This is a genomic window from Kitasatospora sp. NPDC001159, from assembly GCF_053598235.1.
Genome location: NZ_JBSFJV010000001.1, coordinates 60,419 through 81,306, shown reverse-complemented (window position 1 = coordinate 81,306; position 20,888 = coordinate 60,419). Strand labels below are relative to the sequence as shown.

The 20,888-nt window shown below is 68.8% G+C and carries 20 protein-coding genes; 7 read left to right on the top strand and 13 right to left on the bottom strand.

Features of this window, described 5'->3' with window-relative positions; translation table 11 throughout:
* Positions 1–89: 89 nt before the first annotated feature.
* Positions 90–536 (bottom strand): DUF5994 family protein, encoded by a 447-nt coding sequence (locus ACWC9T_RS00440; protein WP_449818859.1) that lies wholly within the window; start codon positions 534–536, stop codon positions 90–92.
* 258 nt (positions 537–794) lie between these two features.
* Between ACWC9T_RS00440 and ACWC9T_RS00435 the strand changes: the two genes are divergently transcribed.
* Positions 795–1,226 carry a CBS domain-containing protein gene (locus ACWC9T_RS00435; RefSeq protein WP_449818858.1) on the top strand — a complete coding sequence of 144 codons (432 nt, stop codon included), beginning with the start codon at positions 795–797 and terminating at the stop codon, positions 1,224–1,226.
* Positions 1,227–1,559: 333 nt separating this feature from the next.
* Here ACWC9T_RS00435 and ACWC9T_RS00430 read toward each other — a convergent pair whose 3' ends face one another.
* The 3 genes from ACWC9T_RS00430 to ACWC9T_RS00420 form a co-directional block, all read right to left on the bottom strand.
* On the bottom strand, positions 1,560–3,047 hold the full coding sequence (locus ACWC9T_RS00430) for an alpha/beta hydrolase family protein (protein ID WP_449818857.1): 1,488 nt from the start codon (positions 3,045–3,047) through the stop codon (positions 1,560–1,562).
* A gap of 608 nt (positions 3,048–3,655) precedes the next feature.
* Positions 3,656–4,072, bottom strand: coding sequence for an SRPBCC family protein (locus tag ACWC9T_RS00425; protein ID WP_449818856.1), 417 nt, complete (start codon positions 4,070–4,072; stop codon positions 3,656–3,658).
* Between the two features lie 27 nt (positions 4,073–4,099).
* Entirely contained in the window at positions 4,100–4,471 is a 372-nt protein-coding gene (locus ACWC9T_RS00420) for a VOC family protein (RefSeq protein ID WP_449818855.1), read from the bottom strand.
* A 139-nt stretch (positions 4,472–4,610) separates the two neighbouring features.
* Between ACWC9T_RS00420 and ACWC9T_RS00415 the strand changes: the two genes are divergently transcribed.
* Both ACWC9T_RS00415 and ACWC9T_RS00410 read left to right on the top strand, forming a co-directional pair.
* Complete coding sequence (locus ACWC9T_RS00415; protein ID WP_449818854.1) at positions 4,611–5,426, top strand: helix-turn-helix domain-containing protein; 816 nt, start codon at positions 4,611–4,613, stop codon at positions 5,424–5,426.
* A 278-nt stretch (positions 5,427–5,704) separates the two neighbouring features.
* Entirely contained in the window at positions 5,705–6,166 is a 462-nt protein-coding gene (locus ACWC9T_RS00410; RefSeq protein WP_449818853.1) for an SRPBCC family protein, read from the top strand.
* A gap of 379 nt (positions 6,167–6,545) precedes the next feature.
* Here the strand turns inward: ACWC9T_RS00410 and ACWC9T_RS00405 are convergent, their stop codons facing one another.
* Positions 6,546–8,093, bottom strand: a complete 1,548-nt coding sequence (locus ACWC9T_RS00405; RefSeq protein ID WP_449818852.1) for a hypothetical protein — start codon at positions 8,091–8,093, stop codon at positions 6,546–6,548.
* A gap of 208 nt (positions 8,094–8,301) precedes the next feature.
* On the opposite strand from ACWC9T_RS00405, the gene ACWC9T_RS00400 reads away from it, so the two are divergent.
* Positions 8,302–8,451, top strand: a complete 150-nt coding sequence (locus tag ACWC9T_RS00400) for a hypothetical protein (protein WP_181442628.1) — start codon at positions 8,302–8,304, stop codon at positions 8,449–8,451.
* 261 nt (positions 8,452–8,712) lie between these two features.
* On the opposite strand, the gene ACWC9T_RS00395 is transcribed toward ACWC9T_RS00400, so the two are convergent.
* The 5 genes from ACWC9T_RS00395 to ACWC9T_RS00375 form a co-directional block, all read right to left on the bottom strand.
* Complete coding sequence (locus tag ACWC9T_RS00395) at positions 8,713–9,801, bottom strand: DUF4041 domain-containing protein (protein WP_380612921.1); 1,089 nt, start codon at positions 9,799–9,801, stop codon at positions 8,713–8,715.
* Positions 9,802–10,088: 287 nt separating this feature from the next.
* Positions 10,089–11,369 carry a hypothetical protein gene (locus ACWC9T_RS00390; RefSeq protein WP_449818851.1) on the bottom strand — a complete coding sequence of 427 codons (1,281 nt, stop codon included), beginning with the start codon at positions 11,367–11,369 and terminating at the stop codon, positions 10,089–10,091.
* Between the two features lie 79 nt (positions 11,370–11,448).
* Positions 11,449–11,727, bottom strand: a complete 279-nt coding sequence (locus ACWC9T_RS00385; protein ID WP_449818850.1) for a peptide deformylase — start codon at positions 11,725–11,727, stop codon at positions 11,449–11,451.
* A 58-nt stretch (positions 11,728–11,785) separates the two neighbouring features.
* On the bottom strand, positions 11,786–13,108 hold the full coding sequence (locus tag ACWC9T_RS00380; RefSeq protein WP_449818849.1) for a hypothetical protein: 1,323 nt from the start codon (positions 13,106–13,108) through the stop codon (positions 11,786–11,788).
* A 14-nt stretch (positions 13,109–13,122) separates the two neighbouring features.
* Positions 13,123–13,884 (bottom strand): hypothetical protein, encoded by a 762-nt coding sequence (locus tag ACWC9T_RS00375; RefSeq protein WP_449818848.1) that lies wholly within the window; start codon positions 13,882–13,884, stop codon positions 13,123–13,125.
* Positions 13,885–13,944: 60 nt separating this feature from the next.
* Here ACWC9T_RS00375 and ACWC9T_RS00370 point away from each other — a divergent pair, with 60 nt between their 5' ends.
* Entirely contained in the window at positions 13,945–14,775 is an 831-nt protein-coding gene (locus ACWC9T_RS00370) for a glycosyltransferase family 2 protein (protein WP_449819020.1), read from the top strand.
* Here ACWC9T_RS00370 and ACWC9T_RS00365 read toward each other — a convergent pair.
* Positions 14,772–15,779 (bottom strand): NAD-dependent epimerase/dehydratase family protein, encoded by a 1,008-nt coding sequence (locus ACWC9T_RS00365; protein ID WP_449818847.1) that lies wholly within the window; start codon positions 15,777–15,779, stop codon positions 14,772–14,774. The genes ACWC9T_RS00370 and ACWC9T_RS00365 overlap by 4 nt on opposite strands.
* Positions 15,780–15,820: 41 nt before the next feature.
* Positions 15,821–16,078, bottom strand: coding sequence for a hypothetical protein (locus tag ACWC9T_RS00360; RefSeq protein WP_449818846.1), 258 nt, complete (start codon positions 16,076–16,078; stop codon positions 15,821–15,823).
* Positions 16,079–16,448: 370 nt separating this feature from the next.
* Between ACWC9T_RS00360 and ACWC9T_RS00355 the strand changes: the two genes are divergently transcribed.
* Together ACWC9T_RS00355 and ACWC9T_RS00350 are read left to right on the top strand one after the other, a co-directional pair.
* Positions 16,449–17,855: a hypothetical protein gene (locus ACWC9T_RS00355; RefSeq protein ID WP_449818845.1), complete on the top strand. Its 1,407-nt coding sequence runs from the start codon at positions 16,449–16,451 to the stop codon at positions 17,853–17,855.
* Between the two features lie 23 nt (positions 17,856–17,878).
* A complete protein-coding gene (locus ACWC9T_RS00350) occupies positions 17,879–18,454 on the top strand; it encodes a GNAT family N-acetyltransferase (protein WP_449818844.1) in 576 nt (191 codons plus the stop codon).
* Between the two features lie 770 nt (positions 18,455–19,224).
* On the opposite strand, the gene ACWC9T_RS00345 is transcribed toward ACWC9T_RS00350, so the two are convergent.
* A complete protein-coding gene (locus tag ACWC9T_RS00345) occupies positions 19,225–20,775 on the bottom strand; it encodes a DnaB-like helicase N-terminal domain-containing protein (protein WP_449818843.1) in 1,551 nt (516 codons plus the stop codon).
* Positions 20,776–20,888: the final 113 nt, after the last annotated feature.

The following is a 20,888-nucleotide window of genomic DNA, read 5'->3' as shown; positions in this document are numbered from 1 at the left end:
ATCATCGGGCGACGCCGGCGCGGCCGCCTGCCTGGACGAGCGGCCATGACCGGTTCGCGCCGGGGGCGGGCATAGCGGTGCCGGACCGCTCAGCCGAGCAGGAGTTCTGCCGCTGGGGTGTGGTTCCCGGTCGCCGAGGCGCCGGCCATCGCCGAAGCGGCCGTCGCCGGGTTGGTGCCGGGCGGCACCACCAGCAGCAGGAAGTGGTCCTGGAAGCCCCGGGTGACACTGACCGTCGCGTCGCTGCCGGCGAACCAGTTGATCCTGATCGTCAGGCCGTTCGCCGCGACGGACCGGGGCACGCCGTCCCAGGCCGTGGTGTCGAGGCCGACCCGGACGATGCGCCCGAAGTGGGCGCCGAGCGCGGTGATCAGGTCCGGCAGTTCGGCGAGCACGTGGTTCGAGCGGGGCCACCAGGCGCCGTCGAAGACACCGTCCCGCGACATCGTCGGCTCCAGTTCCAGCCGCGGCAGCAGCGGGGTGCCGGGCACCGACCACGGCCCGGAAGAGGAAGAGGTGGGGAAAGGAATCGGCATCATGCGAAGCCGCCCGTCCGGTCCACGAGGGACCCATCACGACCCAGGGCGACGTCGGCGCTGATGCCGATGTGCGGAATGTCCTCGGTTGTCTCCCACGCTACTCCGCAGCGGTCTCCTCCGGGCCGCTCGCCACGGGAGTAGAGTCGTAGGCATCCAGGGCATGCCGCATTCCGGTACCCGTTCCGGCTTCGTTCTGGGTGAAGGACAGCCCGGCAGCCCCCGGCGGGCAGCCAGAGACGGGAACGGTGAACGCCGTTGTCCACTTCTCCCTCCCCGCAGTCGGCACGGCGCAGCCACGGCCTCACGGTCGCCGACGCCATGGAACCCTGCGACTACCAGATAACCGACGACAGCACCGTCGACCAGGCCAACGACGTCTTCCGCAGCGCCGACGTCGAGTACCTGCTCGTCCGCGACCACGACGGCCGGTGCGAGGGGCTGGTCACCCGCGCCGGACTCCGTCCGTTCCTGACCCGTTCCTGGTACACCGAGCTGGCCACGATCAGCATCACCTCGCACCAGCGCGGCCCGTTCGCCTGGCCGACCATGGGCCTGGCCCTGGCCGCGCTCACGATGCGGATCAAGCACCTGGCGGTCTGGCCCGTCGTCGACGAGGACGGCTACATCCTCGGCGTACTCACCGCGGACCGCGCCACCGGCCTGCTCGCCGTCGCGCCGACTCCGTGAAGCGCCCGGTGTTTCCCGCCGTTCGGTGAGAACCGGGCGGACTACTGAGACCAAAACTGAGACCACGACATGACGAAGGCCCGGACCGCTGAGCGGCCCGGGCCTTCGACTGCCCTACTGGGCAAAGGCGGAGGATACGAGATTCGAACTCGTGAGGGGTTGCCCCCACCGCTTTCCAACTGTTCGTCCGGTTGTTCGCGGGCGGTCGCAGGGGTCCTGGCCTGGTACGAAGCAGCTCGCCCTGCGGTAGTCGGACGGTGCCGGACTGGCGTGAATGCAACCAGAACTGCAACCAGAGCGGGTAGCGAGGTGAGAGGGCGCACGCAGGGGCTGTCAGGGCAGGAGGAGACCCCAGTAGGCCGCCCAGGGGACGAACACCGCGCCGGCGGCCAGTAGAAGGCCGAGCCGGGTCTGCTCCAGCGGTGACAGCACAGGCCGAGTGCGCCGCCATGTGACCACGGTCCACGCGGTTGCGATGACAGTGACAACGGCCAGGCACTGGACGGCGAGCCAGACCGCCGGTCGGCCCAGGAGCACTGGTCCCAGCATGTTGGCCGCTGTGATCACGCAGAAGAGCAGGTAGCCGACCGCTCCTGTCGTGGCGGCCAGCCCGGCTCCGGCGAGCCAGCGGGCCGGTCGGCCCAGCGGCGCGGGGGTTCGGCCACCGAGGAGCCTGCGCACGGCACCGACCAGCGGGTAACCGGCGAACCCGGCGGCGAACAGCACGATGGCCACCAGTTGGAGCCAGGACGACTCGTACCAGCTCAGCGGGGGCAGTGTCCGGCTCTGCTGGTCCTGATGCGGAGCGGGGTCGATGCTGACCGGGGGAAGGCCTTCGCTGTCACTCAGCCGCTGAATCCAGGACGCCTCGTAGCCGGCGTAGTCGGCCGGAAGCGCTGACGGCCGGTCGAAGCCGTCGCCGTCGGTCAGGTGCAGGTTGTGGCGAACCGCTGGGACGAAGTGGATCGTGTAGTGAGTGTTGCCACCCCGGTCCAGCGCCTGCCGGATGATCTGGGCGCTCTCCGCGGGTGCGGCCTCGCGGTCGAGCTCCCCCCAGAGGGCCAGGACGGGCTGGTGCACGCCTTCCCAGGCGGGCACCGGGTCGTAGTCAGCTTGCGGGAACAGTCCCGCGCCGACCAGTTGCCGGGTGGAAGTGTCCTGAAGGGCATTCAGCAGGGAGCCGGACACCCGCTGGTGACTGAGGAACTCGCCGTAGGACCATGCCTGTTGCCGGGCGGGGGTGAGCCCCACCGCGCCGGCGGTGATCAGGAACGCCACGTCGGCGGAGCGACTGGCGGCCAGGGAGGCCGGCCATGCTCCCTCGGACAGGCCCCAGAGCCCGACCCTGTCGCGGTCGACGTCCGGCCGCTCCCGGAGGAGATGGAGGCCGGCGAGGGCGTCGTCGGCGAGCAGCGAGTAGTCCCGGTGGACCATCGAGTACCCGGTCGTCCGCTTGTCATAGATCAGGGTGACCACACCGTGACGTGCGTACGCCTCCGCGGCGGTCCGCAGTTCCGCCCGTCCGCCGGGCCCCGCTCCGGACAGCATCACCAGGCCCGGGTGGCGCGCGGTGGCGCCCTGCGAAGCAGGTGCCACGACCGTTCCGTGCAACTCGACGCCACCGGCCCCAGCGAAGGAGACCTCGCTGGTCGTGAGATCCGCGGGGCTGGCCGCGGCGGGACCCGCGGGTAGCAGAACCATCGCGACGCACGCCAGGACCAGGGAGACCACGACGCGACGGCAGGTGGTGACGACCTCCGCGAGGGCGGTGAGCGACCCGGCCCGGCCCCTGTCCCGCTTCCCGATTCTCACTGTGCGCATGGCGGTCGTCCCCCTGGTGCGGGCCGCCCCGGCGGCCGTCGATTTCGTACCGCCAGCCTCGTTCACCGCACCCTGACGGTCCATGAGGAGCGCCCCCGGATGAGGGTTGGGATAACACCAGCGCGCCGGGAAGGCTTCGGGACGTGGTCGGACAGGGTGAACGCAACCAGGAACGGAAACCCGGGGCGAAGGGACCGGCCGTGGGACCTGTCATCAGGTCGTGTAAGTCCCGGGCATGTCCGGTCGGGCACAACGGAGACCAAACCGAGACCAGAGACGACGTCGGCCCCGACCGCTGAAGCGGTTGGGCCTTCGAGCTGCCCTGGCGGGCAGGTGGCGGGCGAACTGCTGCGGAGGTCGAGATCGCGAAACGACGAAGGCCCGGACCACTGGTGCGGTCCGGGCCTTCTGCCGGCGGAGGATACGAGATTCGAACTCGTGAGGGGTTGCCCCCAACACGCTTTCCAAATGTTCGCCCGGCTGTCCGGTGGCGGCCCTAGGCGTCCTGACCTGCGGCGGAGCGGCTCGTTCGCCAGGTTTCGGACACTGCTGTACGAGGGTGAATGCAACCGAAACTGCAACTGTGCCGAGTGTCGACGGCCTGCTGATCAGTGGGCCGGGGTGGCTTCTCGATCCAGGGTGCGCTTGATCACGCGGATGCCCTGGTCGACCATTTCGGCGATGGGCTCCCCGAGGCTGTCCGGTGTCACGTCGGTGATCCAGACGAAGCGACTGCGGTTCTCGGTGTCGCTGACGACCTGCATGGACGCGTGGTGGTGCTTGGGCTTCAGGGAGCCGCCGATCACCGAGTAGGCGATGCGCCGGGCCTCGTCGTCGATGTCGACGATCAGCTCGTGCACCACGGTGCCGCTCGCGAAGGTCACGATCCTGATGTCGCCCTCGACGCGGGTGCCGGTGACAAAGCCCGGCGCGAGGCGTTTGTGGACCTCACCGAAGTCGCGGACAGCGGCCCAGACGTTTTCGGGAGTGTCGTCGATCAGGATGTCGCGGTGGATGGACGCCATGGGTGGGTCTCCTCGCTGTGGGGGTGCTCAGTTGCCAGTGGTGTCGGCGGTGAGACAGAACGGGTGGCCCTCGGGGTCGGTGAGGACGATCCACTGGCCGTCGCCCGGCTGGAACGCGGGGCGGGAAGCTCCGATGCCGAGCAGTTCCTCGGTCGCGCCGTCCAGGTCGGTGACGGTGAAGTCGAGGTGCATGTACTTGGCGCCGTCGGGCCAGCCCGGCGCCTGGTGACCCTCGACGCGGACGAAGGCGAGCTGGACCGGGGTGCCGTCGCCCAGGGACGCGAAGTCCTGGTCGCTGTAGGTGATCTCCCGCCCGGTGGCCTTCTGGTAGAACGCGGCGAGCGCGGCCGGATCAGCGCAGTCGATGACGACCGTGCTGAGCTGCTTGAGAACAGGCATCCTGATAACTCCTGAGTGTCGGTGCTGGACGAGGCGCGAAGGGAACGGCCCTCGCACCCCGCCAGCGTGCCCCCCGCGACAGGCCCCCGTCTTGAACATCCTTGCGCGGCTGTCAGACCGGCCGCGTAGCGTTCGAAGGGTGCTCACCGCCGTTCCCGTCGCCACCCGTCCCGACTTCGGCATCAGCGCGGTGGCCTGCCGCGACGACCACACTCGCTGGTCGGTACCGGAAGTTCGCGACGACTACCGCGTGGTGCTCGTGCGCCGCGGGCGGTTCCGCAGGATGGCGGCTGGCGTGCCCGCCGACATCGACGCGACCCTGGCCTATGTGGGAGCCCCGGCCGAGGAGGAGAGCTTCGCCCACCCCGGCGGTGGTGATCTCTGTACGGCGATCAGCGTGACGCCGAAGCTGTGGCGCTCCCTGGCCGGGGACGTCGCGGGGCAGGCCGCGCGGACGGTTTACGTCGACCCGCGCCTGGACCTGGCCCACCGTCGCCTCCTCGCCGCTGCTGAGTCGGGAGATGTCGACTACGCGCTCTCCGAGGAACTGCTGGCTCTCCTGTCGACCGCCATCGGCCGGATCACGACCGGACGAACACCGATCGCCGGAGCGTGCGCCCGACACGGCCGGGACCTCGTGGCAGCGGCCCGCGAGGCGATCACTGAAGGAGACCCGGCCTCGGACACGCTGTTCTCCTTGGCCGAGTTGCTCGGCGTCTCTCCCTACCGGCTGAGCCGGGCGTTCCCGCGTGAGCTTGGTGTGTCGGTGACTCGCTACCGCCACCGCGTCCGTATCGGCAGGGCCCTCGACCGCCTGGAGGTCGGCGAACAGAGCCTCAGCACCCTCGCCGCCGACCTCGGTTATGCCGACCAGGCTCATCTGACCCGGACCATGCGCCAGTACCTGGGCCACACGCCGACGGCGGTGCGACGGCTTCTGGCGTCCGCACACTGACCATGCCTACCTTGGCGGGGCGGGGCCGACCGAGACGGAGGACGACGTTGGCCCGGACCGCGATGCGGTCCGGGCCAACGGTTGAGCTGGCGGAGGATCCGGGATTCGAACTCGTGAGGGGGTGTCCCCAATGCGCTTCCGCTGAGCCCCCTGATCCGGCCCATGTCGAGGAGCTTTCCGCGATGGCTTGGCGGAGCCAGCAGGATGGTGCGATCATCCACCGATCGTTCCCGGTCCACGACGATGACCGGATTCGGACCGGACAGGGGGAGTTGGACGTGCCCAGCACCGAACTGAGCCGCAGCTACGACATTGCGGCGACCCCCGCCGCTGTGCTCTCACATCTTGCGGAGCCCGAGAACTACATCGGTCTCTCCCCGCTGCTCGTGGACGTGCGGGACGTGCGGTGCGAGGGCGGGGTGACACACTACGCGGCCGTCGAGCGGTTCCGGTTCCTCGGACTGGTCAGCCACGACAACATCATCCAGGTCACCCTGCGCACCGAGAGCGCCCGGCTGCCGGGCGAGGCGACGGTCAGTGGCGAGGTGGTCAGCCCTGGTGGCGTGCGGATGGACTACCGCTTCGCCGTCACCGCGCGGGACGGCGGTGGCTCTGTGGTGGTCGACACGCTGCGGCTGCACGCGCCGTTCGGCCTGCTCCGCTACGCGGCTGGGAAGGCCGGAGCGGTGCAGGCCGAACGCGGCCGAGTGCTGGCCCGGCGGTTGGGCGCCGGCAACTGAGGCGGGCGGGCCAACTGCTGCGGAGGTCGAGATCGCGAAACGACGAAGGCCCGGACCACTGGTGCGGTCCGGGCCTTCGCGAAGGCGGAGGATACGAGATTCGAACTCGTGAGGGGTTGCCCCCAACACGCTTTCCAATTCTGCTCAGCACTGTTCGGGGGCGTTCATACCCGTTCTGACCTGTGGCGGAGCGAGTCTGGGGCTATCGGCTGAACCTCGGCGGACGGCAATGAATGAGACCAGAAATGAGACCACCCGCCATCGGCCTCTGGCCGGCACGGCGGTGCCGCCGTGGGCATGGGCATAGGCCCAGGCTGATCTTCAGGCGATGGTGCTGCAGCAGGCGTCCGGCGCGGTGGCGCGCTTGCAGAGGGGCCGGCTACCGGGGAACGGCCACAGCCATGAGGTCGCCGTCGCCGAGGTGCAGCCAGCCGCGGCCTGGGGTGGACGATACGCCGACGAGAGAGGTTGCCGAGGCGCTGCCGATCAACTTGCCGGACGTGTTGGCCTGCGGTGCGAGTAGGAGGCCCCGGCGCGCCTTGGTCAGTTCGCTCAGCCACTTCATGCTGTGGTCGATCTCCCGCTCGTCGCCGGCTGCGACCAGAGCTGCACCTTCGCTGGATCCGTTTTGGAGCAGTCGCCTCAGCACACGGGACGCACCGCAGTCCGCCAGCACTTCGGCGTCGTCCATCACCACCACCACGGGGTCGTCCCGCGTAGCCGTGTCCAACACCTCCTCAAGTTCCTGACGTTCGATGTCGTCCTGGACGAGGCAACCCAGCACAGACGGCCGCTCCGCCAGTTCGCGCAGCGGGGAAGGTCGTGGCGCTACTAGGAGGAGCCGCGTGCCGCCCGCCAGCAAGGAGCGCGCGACGGTCGTCAGCGCGGTGGAGCGCCCCGATCCAGCTGGTCCGGCAATGGTGAAGGCGGGAGTGGATCCGGCTGCTAGATCGGGACCGTGGGCGGAGAGGGGGTCGCCTCCGACACCTGCGAGCGCCCACAGTCGTGGTACCGCTGAGGGTCGCATCGCCCACGCTTCGTCAAAGCCGATGTCCGACGGTAGGGAGTCGAAGCGCAGCTGTCGCTCCAGAGCCTCACGGGCCGTGCTCCAGAGCCCCAGCAGCAGCGTGTGGTCCTCCAATTGCAGGTGCGCCGCGTTGGAGAAGGCGATCAGCGCTTCGCGGTCGGGCAGCTCGTCATGGGTGTACCAGCGGATCCATCTGTCCGCCGAGATCCCTGTCTGGTGTTCCAGCTCAGTGAAGGACCAATGGTGTTTGAGCCGGTGCTCTTCGAGGCAGCGTTGCACAGCGATGAGTTCCCGACGTGCGGGGGAGCGGGCCACCTCGAACTCGTGGCTCTGCACCCCGTAGAACGTCGCATTCGCCGGGCGGTGCTCCTCCAGCGCGTCCGCCATCCTGGCGAATCCATCGCTACGGCGAACCACGCCGAGGAAGACCCTGAGTGCGTCCTTGTCGTCCCACAGCGACTGCGCCGCATTGATGATCAGGGACTTCAGCGATTCCAATGCGGCGTCGCCCTGCGTGTCGTTGTCTGTTTCCTCGCCGGGCTCCGTGTTGTCGTCCTGGAGGCTTGCGTGCGCCTGGGCGACCGTCTCGCTGACGGCCAGCTTCCACAGCTCCTTGAACCGGTCGGCCACAGTGTCGTCATCATGGCGGGCGATCTCGGCAAGGGCGCGGACGATGAGGTCGAGGCGGCCTAGCGGCGGCAGGTCGGTCTTCTGGAAGACATCCAGGACCGCTTGGTGGTTGACGATCCAGAAGCCCTGAGTGTCCTTGCCGATCCGATCCCGGATGCCCCGTGCGGACGGGAGCCCCGCGTCCAGTCTGAGGTCGTGGAGATCGCCGTTCAGCTTTTCCAGACAGGGCTGATGGGAGAGGTCCGGCCTCGTCCACAACTGAGCACTCACGGTTCCTCCCCCGGGGCAGAGTTCATAAGTCGTCAGCCCGGCACTCGACGGCGCCGGCCATTGTCAGACTCTGTCACAGGCCGCGCGCTCGCGGCCCCGGTTGGCCAATGTCGTCAGGGACTGTCCGGGGCCGTCAGCGGCAGCTGCCGGTGACCCACGCTGGCTGTGGCAACGGCAGTAGGCCGGTCACCGACGGAAGGCAAGTCCTATGGAACAGCTCAGTGTCCGCACCGTCGTCCTCCTCCTGGTGGGCATCCTCGCTGTCGTTCTCATCGTGCGCGCACCGACCCTCGGGTTCGCCATGGTGGGGGCGACTGCAGTGGTCGCGCTGCTGGCCCAACTCATGGGTAGGGAGTGAGGCTGCCGCCCGAGAGCACCGCGTGCAAGGCCGCACTGGTGCTGATCACTCTCGGCGAGCTAACTGACCCGGATGCCTCCGACTGAATCGCTGGTGCGGCTCCGGCCATCCTGGGGATCAGTAGTAACTGCAACTACGGAACGACGAAGGCCCCGACCGCTGAGCGGTCGGGGCCTTCGTTATGGCTGGTCGGCCATGGCGGAGGATGCGAGATTCGAACTCGTGCGGGGTTGCCCCCAACGCGCTCCCCACGATTCACATTTAGCTCTGCTGCGGCCAGCGGCTGCGGCTCTGAAAGTACTCGAGAGCCGCGGGTTCCTCCGTGAACTCAAGCAGGCCGCCTACCCTGTCTGCCAATAGAGCTCGGACCTCGGATGGTGTGGCGAAGAAGAACTCGCGTCGAGCGTTGACGAAGTTGACCCGTCGATCGGCGAACGCCTTATGGAGTTCGGACTCCAGTGCCACGGCGTCCTCGGAGAAGAACAAGGCATGGACGTCGTACCGGAACGGCACTGAAGCGTCGCCGAGCTCGCGGACGCGGTCCATCGGGTCGAGGCGGCGGGTCATGCCGATCTTGACGATGTTCGGACCGAAGGCGCCGATGTTCGAGATGACGTATACGTAGCCGGCGCGGATGTTCGCGATGCGGTAGTCGTTGGCTGCGATGGCTTTCTCGATGTCAGCGAGTCGGCCGGAGAGTTCGGTGGCGGCGGTGTCGTCGCCGTTGGCGCGGAGGGATGCCAGGACGCTGATGTAGTGCGCTCGTTCTTTCTCGAGTCGCTCCTTCTCTGCGGCCAACTCCTGCTCAGCCCGGCGCTGTTCGCGGAGAAGCTGGCGCTCCTGGCGGGCGTGTTCGCGCTCTTCCTGCACCTTCATCTGGAAGTCAGCAGTCAGCTCGAGCTCAGCGACTCGCAGAGCGTGATACTCGGGGTTGATCCGCATCTCCATGATTGCCCCGAGCTTCTCGACCGCCGTGACCGCCGACTCCAGCCGCTTCTGCGCGGTGCGCACGTTCCCTGACCTCAGCGAGCGTACGCAGTTGTCGGCCTCGGCGTTGTAGGCCCGCAGCATCAGCTTGGACAGATCGCCGACAAGTTTCCGTCCTCGGGCTAGAGATCCGTCGAACGTGAACATGTCTGCGGCGAGGATCGCGCGGCTGCTCTTGATGACGTCGTCGATCTGGCCTTCGAGACTGCGCAGCCGGTCTTTGTAGGCCGCCGCGTTCTCCAGAGGATGGTGGTAGCGGTAGATGCCGACGTCCTGCAAAGCGCGCTGGTCGCTGAGATCGATCACGTCGGCGCCACTCTGTGCGGCGGCGAGTGCCGCTTCGAGATCGGCGATACGGGCCAACAGTGGCGCGGGGTCGACTCCGCGGAACGGTGGCAGAGTCGGTGGGATGGCAGATGTCTGGTCTGGCCCAGTTCCCGGTGACCCTTGCGCCGGGTCCGTGGGAGCCTCGGTGGTTGGCGCGGTCGCGGACTCGTCGAAGTCGTTGTCCGATTCGGACTCGTCGTCGGGCACGAAGAGGTGCCAGCCAGGTGGTGGGGTCGGCCAGGTCGGGTCAGGCTTCCATCCTGGCGGGGGAGTCCAACCTTCGGGCGGCGTGGGCCACCCCGGCGGTGGGTTGAATCGCACTGTCACTGCCCTCGAACGCGGATGCCGCGACTGGTGTCAGCCTTGACCAGGCCGAATGGCGACTTCGACATTGCGGCACCGAGGTGCTGCAACGTGGCCTGGGGGATCACTTTGGCCAGATCGAAGCTGTTGAAGGTCTCGCGGTCCGCGGCAACGATGACAAGAGGAACAGTGGTTGGGCGGCCGGTGGCGGGGTCGATCGTATCGACGCCGACCGTCAGCGCGATCGAGTGGACTTTGCCGGCGCGGTCGGCCTCGAAGACTTCGTGGAGACTGCGAACTGCGACCTGCCAGACCGCGTTCGCGTACCGCTCCTTCTTTTCGCGAACGGGCAGGTCAGTTGAGGCAATCTCGTCCTTCGCCTTCACGTATCGGTACGCCTTCACCGCGGGTATGGTTGAGGGCTCTGGAACGCTGACTGTAAGCGTGAGTTCGCGGGATGCGAGATTGAACGCATGGTCGTGCTCGACCGGGAAGACCTCGGGGTAGACCGAGTTGGACAGGACGATGCCGACGTATTCTTGGATCGCGGATTCGACATCGAAGGCAAGGTCGTTGATGAGCTTACTGACCTTGGCGTTGTGAGCCGACGCCTCAGCCTCGCGCTTTTCGCATTCCTGCTTGTATTTCTCCTCGGCGGCAGATAGTTCCGCCACGCGCTTGGCTTCCAACCTCTCGCGGCGGGCCATTTCCTTGAGGTAGCTGCTGTGGACAGCATTCCTGGTGCGCTCCCAGTAGCCATGCGCGTTTTCAAAGGCGGCCCGGGCTTCCTCGATGGCCTGTTGGTGCCGTTTTTTGCCGCCAAGCATGGCTGAGAGTCCGCTGGGTGCGGTCGGCTCCTGATACACGGGCTCAGGCGCGTAGTGCGGCTCTGTAACCTTGGGCGCAGGGACAGCCAGGCCACGAGGAATGAACGGAGGATGCTCGACCTTCGAGATCTTCAATGATTCGAGATCGACAAAGTCGTCTATGCCCAGGGTCCACGCAAGCAGACTGTCGATGTCGGCAAGGTCGCTGGCCAGATCGGTGTTCATGGACTCGACTTCGGCGAGCCTGGACTCCACATGGAGTCGCGCAGCCTCACGCTCCGCGGCCTTCTTCTCGGCGGCAGAGGCTCTCGCCGCCGCCACCTGCGCGCGTTCGTATGCCCTCATGGCGTGTTCGGCTTGGCGCTGCGCTGCAAGATGAGCACGATGGGCGGCGGCCTGCTGCTGGCGTCGGCGCTTCTCCGCTTGCTGCGCCTGGTAGTTCATCTCCGCGAAGAAGCCGCGACGTTTGCCCATGACATCCCCTACAAGACCCGGTACCGAGGATCAAACCTTGCGAGTTTCACCGTAGCGATGATCACTGCCGCTGGCGGGCTTAACCCAGGATTGAGGGCGCAGGTCGCTGCAGGTCCCGCGCAGGTAGCAGGACGATGGCAGCGGCGCGGGGGATACCGATCTGTGGGGCGGCGAGGCCCATGCCCTTGGCGAAGGAGTGGACGCGGCCGATCCGGTCGAGGGCGGTGAACAGTTCGTCGACCACGGTCTGGGCGGCGGTGCCCTCGGTCGGCAGGTCGAACGGCTCGGCCGGGTGATTGAGGATGGGGGTGCCCTGTTGGACGATGCCGAGGGACTGCATCTGCTGGCTGGGAGGCACCTTGAGCACCTGTTCGGCGCGGCGACCGACGCGAAGCCAAACGGACCTCTGATCCACGCTACCGGCGGTGCCCTGCTGCCTTCCCCGTTTCGTCTCTGCGCATGGCGGTCATCGACAACTCGGCGAGGCGCGGGAGGAGTTGAACGTCGAGCTGTTCGACCGGGTGAAGGAGACCTCGGTCGCAGGTCTCAGCGACCCACATCGCGCAGTTGGCTCGTGGGTAGGCGGGGTTGATGCCGATCTCGCCCTTCGGGACCGTCCCGTTGAACGGGGCGGGGACGCCCTCGGTGTTCCAATAGGCCCATGCCTCCATGGCCTTGGCCTGCTCGAAGGCGAGGTAGAGCTGCGGGTAGCGGTCGATGACCCGTAGGTCGCGAAAGACGAGCTGTCCCAGCAACCCCGGCGCCGCTTTGGTGAGAGTGTCGAAGTCCGAGTGGTGGAGGGTGAAGGAGGCCGCGTCCTGACCGGGGGCGAGCGCCACGGTGGCGAACAGGTGCGACAGGCGCCTCCTCGTGTACTGGGCGACTCCGGCGGTCAGGCCGGTCTCGATCTGGCCGACGAGGTCAAGGAGGCGGTCGTGTCCTGGGTTGAAGCGGGATAGGTCGAAGAGTTTGTCCATGCCCTGGACGGCGGTGAAGGCGAGCTGCTTGTAGAGGCGGTTGTTCATCTCCCCCAGCTCTGCGTAGGCCTTGGTCTCGTGGCTGGTGGAGTGGAGCATCAGGTACTCGGAGAGCACCTCGAAGTAGAGGTAGCCGAGGAACGGGAATGCTGGCACGGTGGCGGCGAGTTGGTCGATGAAGTCGGTGTCCGGCGTTGGTGTTCCGGTGGCGTTGGCGAGGGCAGTGTCGAGGAAGGGCGCCGCAGCCTGGATGCGTTGCAGGGCGGCGCGGCGGAGCTTGGCGTCCTCGTGCTCGGTGAGGAAGCTGCGGTGGGTGAAGTAGGTCCGCAGGTGGATGGCGCCGAGGCGGAGGTAGTTGATGCCCTTGGGTGGGGCCGGGGCGTCGGGGGTGATCTCGAAGACAAGGGTGCGGGTGTGCTTCTTGGTCTCCAGGAGGTAGGAGCCGAGGTTGTGGGGGCGCAGACCGGCGGGTTCCGGGGTGAGGGGCGCGCAGTAGAGGGCGGCCACGAGGCAGCCGCTGGAGGCGTAGAGGTGTCCGCTGGCGCGGATGGCGTCGAGGGCGACGGTGGTGTGCATCAGGTGGATGGGGCGGCTGGAGACGAGCGTCTCGGTCATGGCGTTGCCGCGTAGGAGCCAGCCGTTGGGGGTGTCGTGTTCGAGGTGGGATCGCCAGTCGGCTTCGGTCTCGGTGAGGCCGACGGGTCCGGGGCGGGTGGGGGTGGTGGTGTGGTCGGTGTGGGCGTTATCCCATTCGGCGTGCATGGCGCGGCCTCCTTCTAGCAGGTGGGGTCGAGGATCTGGCGGGCGTGGATGAGCGCTCCGTGGTTGCTGGCGCCGTCGAGGCGGGCCTGTTCGCTGCGGACGACCAGGTCGTGGGCGACGGCGTGGAGCCAGGCGGGCGGCACGAGCCGCAGGTGGGACGGGTCGGGCCACCAGCGGGCGAGGGGGAGCCGGTAGCGGTCCAGGCAATCGGCGGCCTTGAGTAGGTCGATCAGGTGCGGTGCTCGCTGGTAGACGCGGTTCTGCTGCACGGTGAAGCGCTCGTACGGCACGTCGTGGAGGCTGATGGCGGTAGCGGCCTGCGTGAGGGCGTCCTGCGGCAGCTCCCGGCCGACCAGGCCGGTGACGGCGGCCTGGTTGCGGGTGAACCATGCAGCTGCCCGCAGGCCGTGGCCGAGGTCGTCCCGGTCGTTGTGGCGCTGGCAGTCGTGGACGGCTGCGGCGACGCACAGCGCGGCTCTGTGGTCGCGGTCGAGCCCGTACTCCTGGGCGAGGACCGACGAGAGCAGCGAGACGCGGGCGTTGTGCCGGACGCCGTGGACCGAGTCGGCGCACCGGGGCTCCGCGAACCAGGTGACGTCCGGTACCAGCATGAGCGGCGGGTGTGGCAGGGTGGGCGGCGCGGCGGAGACCTCGGGCCGCATCCCGGTGATCCAGGTCAGTGTGGATTGGTCCATGACCTGGTGGTCCGGAAGCATCCGGTTCTCGGCGAGTTCTCTGAGCGACGCGGCGCCCGAGCGGTGTGTTCGTTGGGCCATGTCTGTTTCCCCGAAGGGATGGGTTCGGTGGGCTTGAAGCTGGGCGTGGCGGTTCTGACCATGGGCACGCGGCCGAAGGAACTGGCCGAGCTGCTGGCCTCGGTGGAGATGCAGACCGTCCCGGCCGCGAGGGCCGTGGTGGTTGCCCAGGGTTGCCCCCTGCCGGAGCTACCGGCGTGGGTGGAGGGCGTCGAGCTGGCCGAGAACCTCGGGGTGACCGGCGGCCGGAACGTGGCGCTGGAGCACCTGCGTGACGTGGACGTGGTGATCGACCTGGACGACGACGGTCTTCTGGTCGCCGACGACGTGTTCGCGAGGATCGAGGCCCTGTACGAGGCCGACCCCCGGCTGGGCATCGTCTCCTTTCGGATCGCCGACGAGACCGGGCTGACCCAGCGCCGCCACGTTCCCCGGCTGCGGGCCGGCGATCCGATGCGCGGTGGCGAGGTGACCAGCTTCCTCGGCGGCGGCCACGGACTGTCGACGAAGATGCTGGCGCAGGTCGGGGACTGGCCGGACGCGTTCTTCTTCGCGCACGAGGAGACCGACATGGCCTGGCGGGCGCTCGACGCGGACTGGCGAGTGCTGTACGCGCCGGAGTTGCTGCTGCAGCACCCGCGGACCAGCCCGACCCGGCACGCGTTCTTCTACCGGGTGAACGCCCGCAACCGCGTGTACCTCGCGCGCCGGCACCTGCCCGCTGTGCTGGTGCCGGTCTACCTCGGCGTGTGGGTGGCGCTCACGGTCGCCCGCACGCGGAATGCGGCCGGGCTGAAGGCGTGGTTCTCCGGCTTCGCCGAGGGCTGGCGCACACCGTGCGGTCGGCGCAAGCCGATGCGCTGGCGCACGGTGTGGACCATGACCCGGCTCGGCCGGCCCCCGATCATCTAGGCCGCAGCCGCCCGGCGCATCCAATCCGGGATCGCGCCGGGGTTCGCCCGCAGCCAGGCCACGTACCGGGCGACGCCCTCCTCGATGGTGGTCGCCGGCCGCCAGCCCAAAAGCTCCTCCATCCGCTCCACGGAGGCGTACCCGCCCTCAGGGTCGCCGGGCGGCATCGGCGTCTCCACGAGCTGCGTGTCGGGGTAGTGAGCGCGGACCAGATCGGCGACCTGCCGGATCGACGTCCCGGTGCCGGTGCCGATGTTGACCGTCTCGTTGTGCGCGCGGGGCGAGGTCAGCGCGTGCAGGGTGCCGGTGGCGATGTCGTCGACGTGGACCAGGTCACGGATCTGGTGGCCACCACCGTTGAGCTGCAGCGGCAGGCCGAGTGCCGCCCGCATGGCGAACCAGGCGACCACCCAGGAGTGGCTGTTCTCCTTCACGACCTGCGGTTCACCGTAGACCGAGAAGTACCTCACGATCGCGTAGGAGCGACTGGCCTCCCCGAGCACGGCGGCGGTCTGGTACTCGCCCCAGACCTTGCTGTTCCCGTACACCGACACCGGCGCGACTGCCGCGTCCTCGACGAACCGCGGGCTGCCGTTGCCGTAGACGCTGGCCGAGGAGACGAAGACCATGCGCTGCACCCGTGTGGAGGCGGCGACGGCGTCGAGGACGTGCGGGGTGCCGATGATGTTGGTGTCGATGGCGTCCAGCGGCCGGCGCGTGCAGGCGGCGACGTCGGCCAGCGCGGCGGCGTGGATCACGTAGTCGCATTCGGTGATCACTCGGTTCATCAGGCCCGGTTCGGCGATGTCGCCGACGATGAAGTCCGGGTTGAAGGTGTCGATGCCGAAGCGCTCGCGGTACACCTCGGGCGGATAGGCGTCGAGCTTGCACACCGAGATGGCGCGTGCGCCAAGTTGGCGGAGCTGGCCCGTGATGCGGCTGCCGATCAGGCCGCCAGCCCCGGTGACCAGGATGGTCTTCCCGGCGAGCTGTTCAAGGGACATGAGGTGTTCCCTTCCTGTGGTGAGCGTGGAGTGTTGGCGGATCAGTTGGCGCGGTGTCGCGGGCAGGCGCAGTCGGGCCAGACCTCGATTCGGGCGACGTACTCGTCGGGGCCCGGGTTGGCGGTGATCATGCCGGAGTCGTCGTAGCGGGTTCCGTCCTGCGCGACCCTGAACGTGCGGATGGTCAGACCCGGACGGCGCCTGGCGCGAGTGGCGCGGTCCTCTTCAGCAGTTGCGCTCGCCTTGCTATCCGCCGGGGACTGCGCTTCCTCCGTGCGTCGGGTCGTGGCGTTGTCCATCGGATCTCTCCCATTGCCGGCCGCGGGGCGGTGCGCCCGTGGTGCTGGACGGGGTGATCGGCAGGTGCTGCAAGCCGCCCCGATCTCACTCTTCGCTGTCACTTGTGCGCGGATTGCGAAGTGTCGTCAGCATGGCGGCGGGCGGTGAGGCATCGATACGACGTCGCTGCCGTCATGGTGGCGTCGCCATCGGGCGCTGGTTGGCGTGGCCGACGACGTCGTGCGTCATGACCACCGTCATGGCTGCCGCCATCTGGCCCGAGAGCCCTCCTGACGGGTTTCCTGCCGACGGACCATGGCTATCGTCAGAGCAGACGAACGGGAACGGAGAGGATCTGCGGTGGCCGAAACCCCCACGCTATTAAGGGTCTTGACGCTGCAGCGCCACTGGCAGGTCTACGAGACTTTCCGTCTCCGGTTCGAGGCGACGGCCAACTCGGCCGCCGAGCAGGAGAACGACCCCCGGCTTCGCGGCCTGTCGGTCTCCAAGCGGCAGTTCGAGCGCTGGTACGGCGGCGCAGTGAAGACCCGCCCTTACCCGGACCAGTGCCGGGTCCTGGAGGCGATGTTCGGCGTCAGCGTCGGCGTGCTCCTCGCGCCTGCGCCGGCCGCTTCCCTGCCGGCGCCTGCGGTCGCCGGCTCGTTCGTCGTTCCGCCGCCACGGCTGGCCCCTGTCCTTCTCCCCTCCGAGCAGGCAGCGGTGCCGCCTGCCGGCGGCCCGTCCAACAGCGAGACCCGCTTCGACGCGGGCACCACGGAATTGGAAAGGCAGGTCGCAATGGCGGCTCGTCGTGCACTTCGGTTCACCGCGATGGCGGAGGGCAGCAGCATCGGCCCGGAGACCCTGGGACAGATCCACGACGAGGTGCGGCGACTGACCGTCGCCTACCCCAGGCTGGCGCTGCCGACCCTGCTCGGCGACCTGGTCGAGGTGCAGGACCTCACCTTCCACCTCCTCGAACACGGCCGCGTCAAGCCCCTGCAGGCCCGCGACCTGTACCTGCTCGCCGGAGTCACCTCCGGCATGCTCGCCAAGGCCAGCCACGACCTGGGCAACCCAAGCGCCGCGATGATGCAGGCCCGTACCGCCTTCGTCTGCGCCGACAACGCCGACCACCACGCCATGCGCGCCTGGGTCCGCTCGCTCCAGTCGCTCATCTCCTACTGGGCGGGCCGCCCCGGCGAGGCCGCCGACTACGCCGCCCTCGGGCAGAGCGTGGCCGGTGACGTCCGCGGCACCACCAGCGTCTGGCTGGCCTGTCTCTCCGCCCGCGCCCATTCCCTCCTCGGCGACGGTGAGGCCACGCGCACCGCCATCCAGCAGGCGGACGACGCCCGTGCGGCCGTCGAACCCGATGACCTCGACGCCTTCGGTGGCATCATGACCTTCCCGGTGCCCCGGCAGCTCTACTACGTCGCCGAGGCCACCGTGCAGCTCGGCGAGGACGCCGCGCTCGGCGAGAGCCAGTCCGAGGCCGCCGTCGCCGCCTACCGCGACGCCTCCGAGGACGAGTGGGCCTTCGGCGACGAGGCCGGCGCCCAGACCGACCTCGCCCTCGCCCGCATCGCCCGAGGCGAGATCGAAGGTGCCGCCGAGGCAGTCCGCCCGGTGCTCGACCTCCCCATCGAGCAGCGGAACTTCGGCATCGTCAGCAGCGCCCAGCGCGTCCACGCCGCCCTGCACGGTGACGGCCGCCACCGCGTCGGTGCGGCGGCCGACCTGCGGGAGGAGATCGAGGCTTTCACCGCCACCCCGACCTCAGTCCTCGTCCGGTGACCCCACGGATAGGCTCCGCAGCCATGACCCCAGTCCACCTGGCCGGCCCCCGCCTGGCACTGCGCGAAGTCGAACCCGAGGACACCGACGACCTCCTCGCCATCTACGGCGACCCCGAGGCCACCCGACACCTCAGCTTCGAACCCCGCACCCGCGACCAGGTCCAGGCGATCACCGCCCGCTCCATCGCCTCCGCGAACGCCACCCCGCGCACCGAGTACTGCCTCGCCATCACCCGGCTCGGCGAGCACCAGCTGATCGGCTACGCGCGCCTGGCCACCGAGCCGCAGCAGGCCGCCACCATCGGCTTCGCCCTCCATCCGGCCGAGTGGGGCAAGGGCCTCGGCACGGAAACCGTCCACCTGCTGTGCGCGCTCGGCTTCAACGTCCTCGGCCTGCACCGCATCTGGGCAGCCCGCTCACCGCTCAACGAGGCCTCCGCACGCACCCTCCTGCGGGCTGGGATGACCGAGGACGGGCGGATCCGCGACCACGTCTTCGTCCACGGCGCCTGGCGCGACTCGATCACCTACTCGATCCTGGAGCAGGAGTGGTCGCCGAACGGCGTGCTGGGAATCGCCGCCGATCACGAGAGCTGAGTCCTCGGGGATCTGTTCCTACGGGCCTGGCAGCGCAGCACCTCTGTGGCCTTCCCGCTGGTGCTTGGCTTCGAGGCCTGTCCTCGCACCCCTGGGCGAGGACAGATGCGTGCGGAGGGCGGTGAGACCGTCCGGTGCGACAACTTGCTCCGTCAGGAGCGAGCCGGGGTAAGGATGACTTACCCCACAACTTGCTCCGGCTTCCGGCGGTCTGACCTGGGTTCGGTCACAGGTGATCTCGTGTAGCCAGGAGCTGCCGATGCGCTGGCAGTGCTGTTCCTGGTCTTATGCAGAGTAGGTCAGGGGACGTTACGGGGTGCGGTGGAAGCTCGGAAATCTGCTTGAAGGCAGGGCGTTCACGGCGGGGCGTACACGCGAGCCCCCTTCTAGAGGGGGGCTCGCGCGTGAACGCCGGGTCGCGTGGACGGCATGTGCGCCTCCGTGATCGCTCTACCTGCGGTTTCTTCGCCTGGCGTGGACGATGTGAACGGCTTTCGCAGGACCCTATGCGGAGGGCGTGCGTGGACGGTCCCGTGTGCGGTCCACGCCCGGCAGGTGCCCCGTGATGGCGATCGTCTGCCTGTTCACCGGAGGGCTGGTTGCGACGGTTGGCGCTGCCCGCTGGCCGACGCGGTCACCCCGGTCAGTCCGGTCGGTCGCAGCCACCGGGGTGACCGGAGCTCCGGTCACTGCGGTCGGTCAGTACGACGGACTGACCGGGGACTCGGTCACTGTGCTGTCCCCGGTCACTCCTGTCGCTGCGGCGGCTGTCAGGAGACGGCGGCGATGTGCCGGGCGGAGGGGCGGTAACGGGCCTGCTGGCCGCCCCCGGCGCCGCCGGCGGTGCCTTCGGTCTTGACCGCCAGCCCGCTCTTGACCAGGCGGTCAAGGTGACGGCGGGCCTTCTCGATGTCGGCGCGGTCGGGGTTGGCCTCGCCGGTCAGGGCGGTCGCCAGGTCACGGGCGGTCAGACCGTCCGTGGCGGCGCGCAGGAGGGTGACCGGGTCCAGGGTCGGCTCGACGTAGGTGGTTCCGCGCTGGTGGTCGTGGACGACCGGCAGTGGGCCGATCTCGCCGGTCACGGTCTTGAGGTGGTGAATGGCGACCGCCGGGTCGCCGGCCTCTCCGGCGATGAACAAGACACTGCCCGCTCCCGCGGTCAGCCAGGTTGAGCCGTACACCCGGTCCAGGGTGGGACGCTGGCCGCGTGGCGCGTCGGCGGTGGCCTTGCGCTGGTGGTGGAGCTCCATGATCTGGACGCCTGCGCGCAGGGCCCGCATGCGGGCGTTGTTGAAGGCGACGGCCAGGGAGTCGTCCACGAGGGTGCTGACCGCGTCCTTGAGGCTGTCGATGACGACGGTGTCGGCGCGGTGGGCGGCGGCGAGTTCGGCGAGGAGGTCGGGTTCCTTGTCGAGAGTGGCGGGGAGCGGTCCCTGCCACACGGCGAGACGGTCGCGCAGGTGGGCCTCGTCGGCAGGCAGGATGCGGCGGGCCATGGCGCGGGCGATCTGCTGGGGGCGGTCCATGGCGAGGTAGAGGACGCGCTCGCCCTCTGCGACCGGGAGATCGAGGACGGCGGCCTGGAGGCCGAGGCGGGCGAGGACGACCTGGTGGGCGATGGTGGTCTTGCCGACGCCCGGCGCGCCGACGATCATCAGGCTTTCGCCGGAGGCCCAGGCGGTCTGTTCGCGAGTGCCCCACAAGGGTTCCTTGTCCGCGCCGGTCTTGGTGACGAAGTCCCAGCCGTTGACGATGTAGCGGGACAGACGGCTGCTGCCGGAGGCCAGGGCGCGTTCGCGCTCGGCGCGGATCTCGGTCTCGACGGCCATACGGATCTCGTCCGGGTCGGCGCCCGGAGTCAGCGCATGCTGGACCGTGCGGATGCCGGTGGCATGCAGGGTCCGCAGTTGGGCGTCGCGGCGCACGATCTGCGCGTAGTGGTCGGCGTTATCGGCAGAGGGCGGTGCGACGGCGACGAGCTTGTGGAGGTACTGCGCGCCCCCGATGCGGGAGAGAGCTCCCGATCCCCGCAGGTGGTCGGTCAGGGCGATGGGGTCGGTGGGCGCATCCTCGGCGCGCAGGGCCAGGATCGCGCGCCAGATGGTCTCGTGGGCAGGCCGGTAGAAGTCGCCTGCGTCCAAAGTGCCGCGGACCTTCTCCACCGCCTGGTGGTTCAGCATGCAGGCGCCGAGGACCGCCTGTTCGGCGTCGACGTTGTGCGGCGGCTCTCCGGGGGTGAGGCCGACGCGAGCGTTCGACGCGTCGTGCCGTCGCCGGTCGTTGGATGACGGCTTTGACGGCGGGGCCGTAGGCTTGTCCACAGCGGTGTCCTCACTCGGAGGCGCTGGGCGGCTACCCGGTTCCTCCGTTGTCGACTGTTCCAGGGATGGGCGGTTTCGAGGTTCTGCTTCGGCCCTCGGCGTTCGTAGCGCCG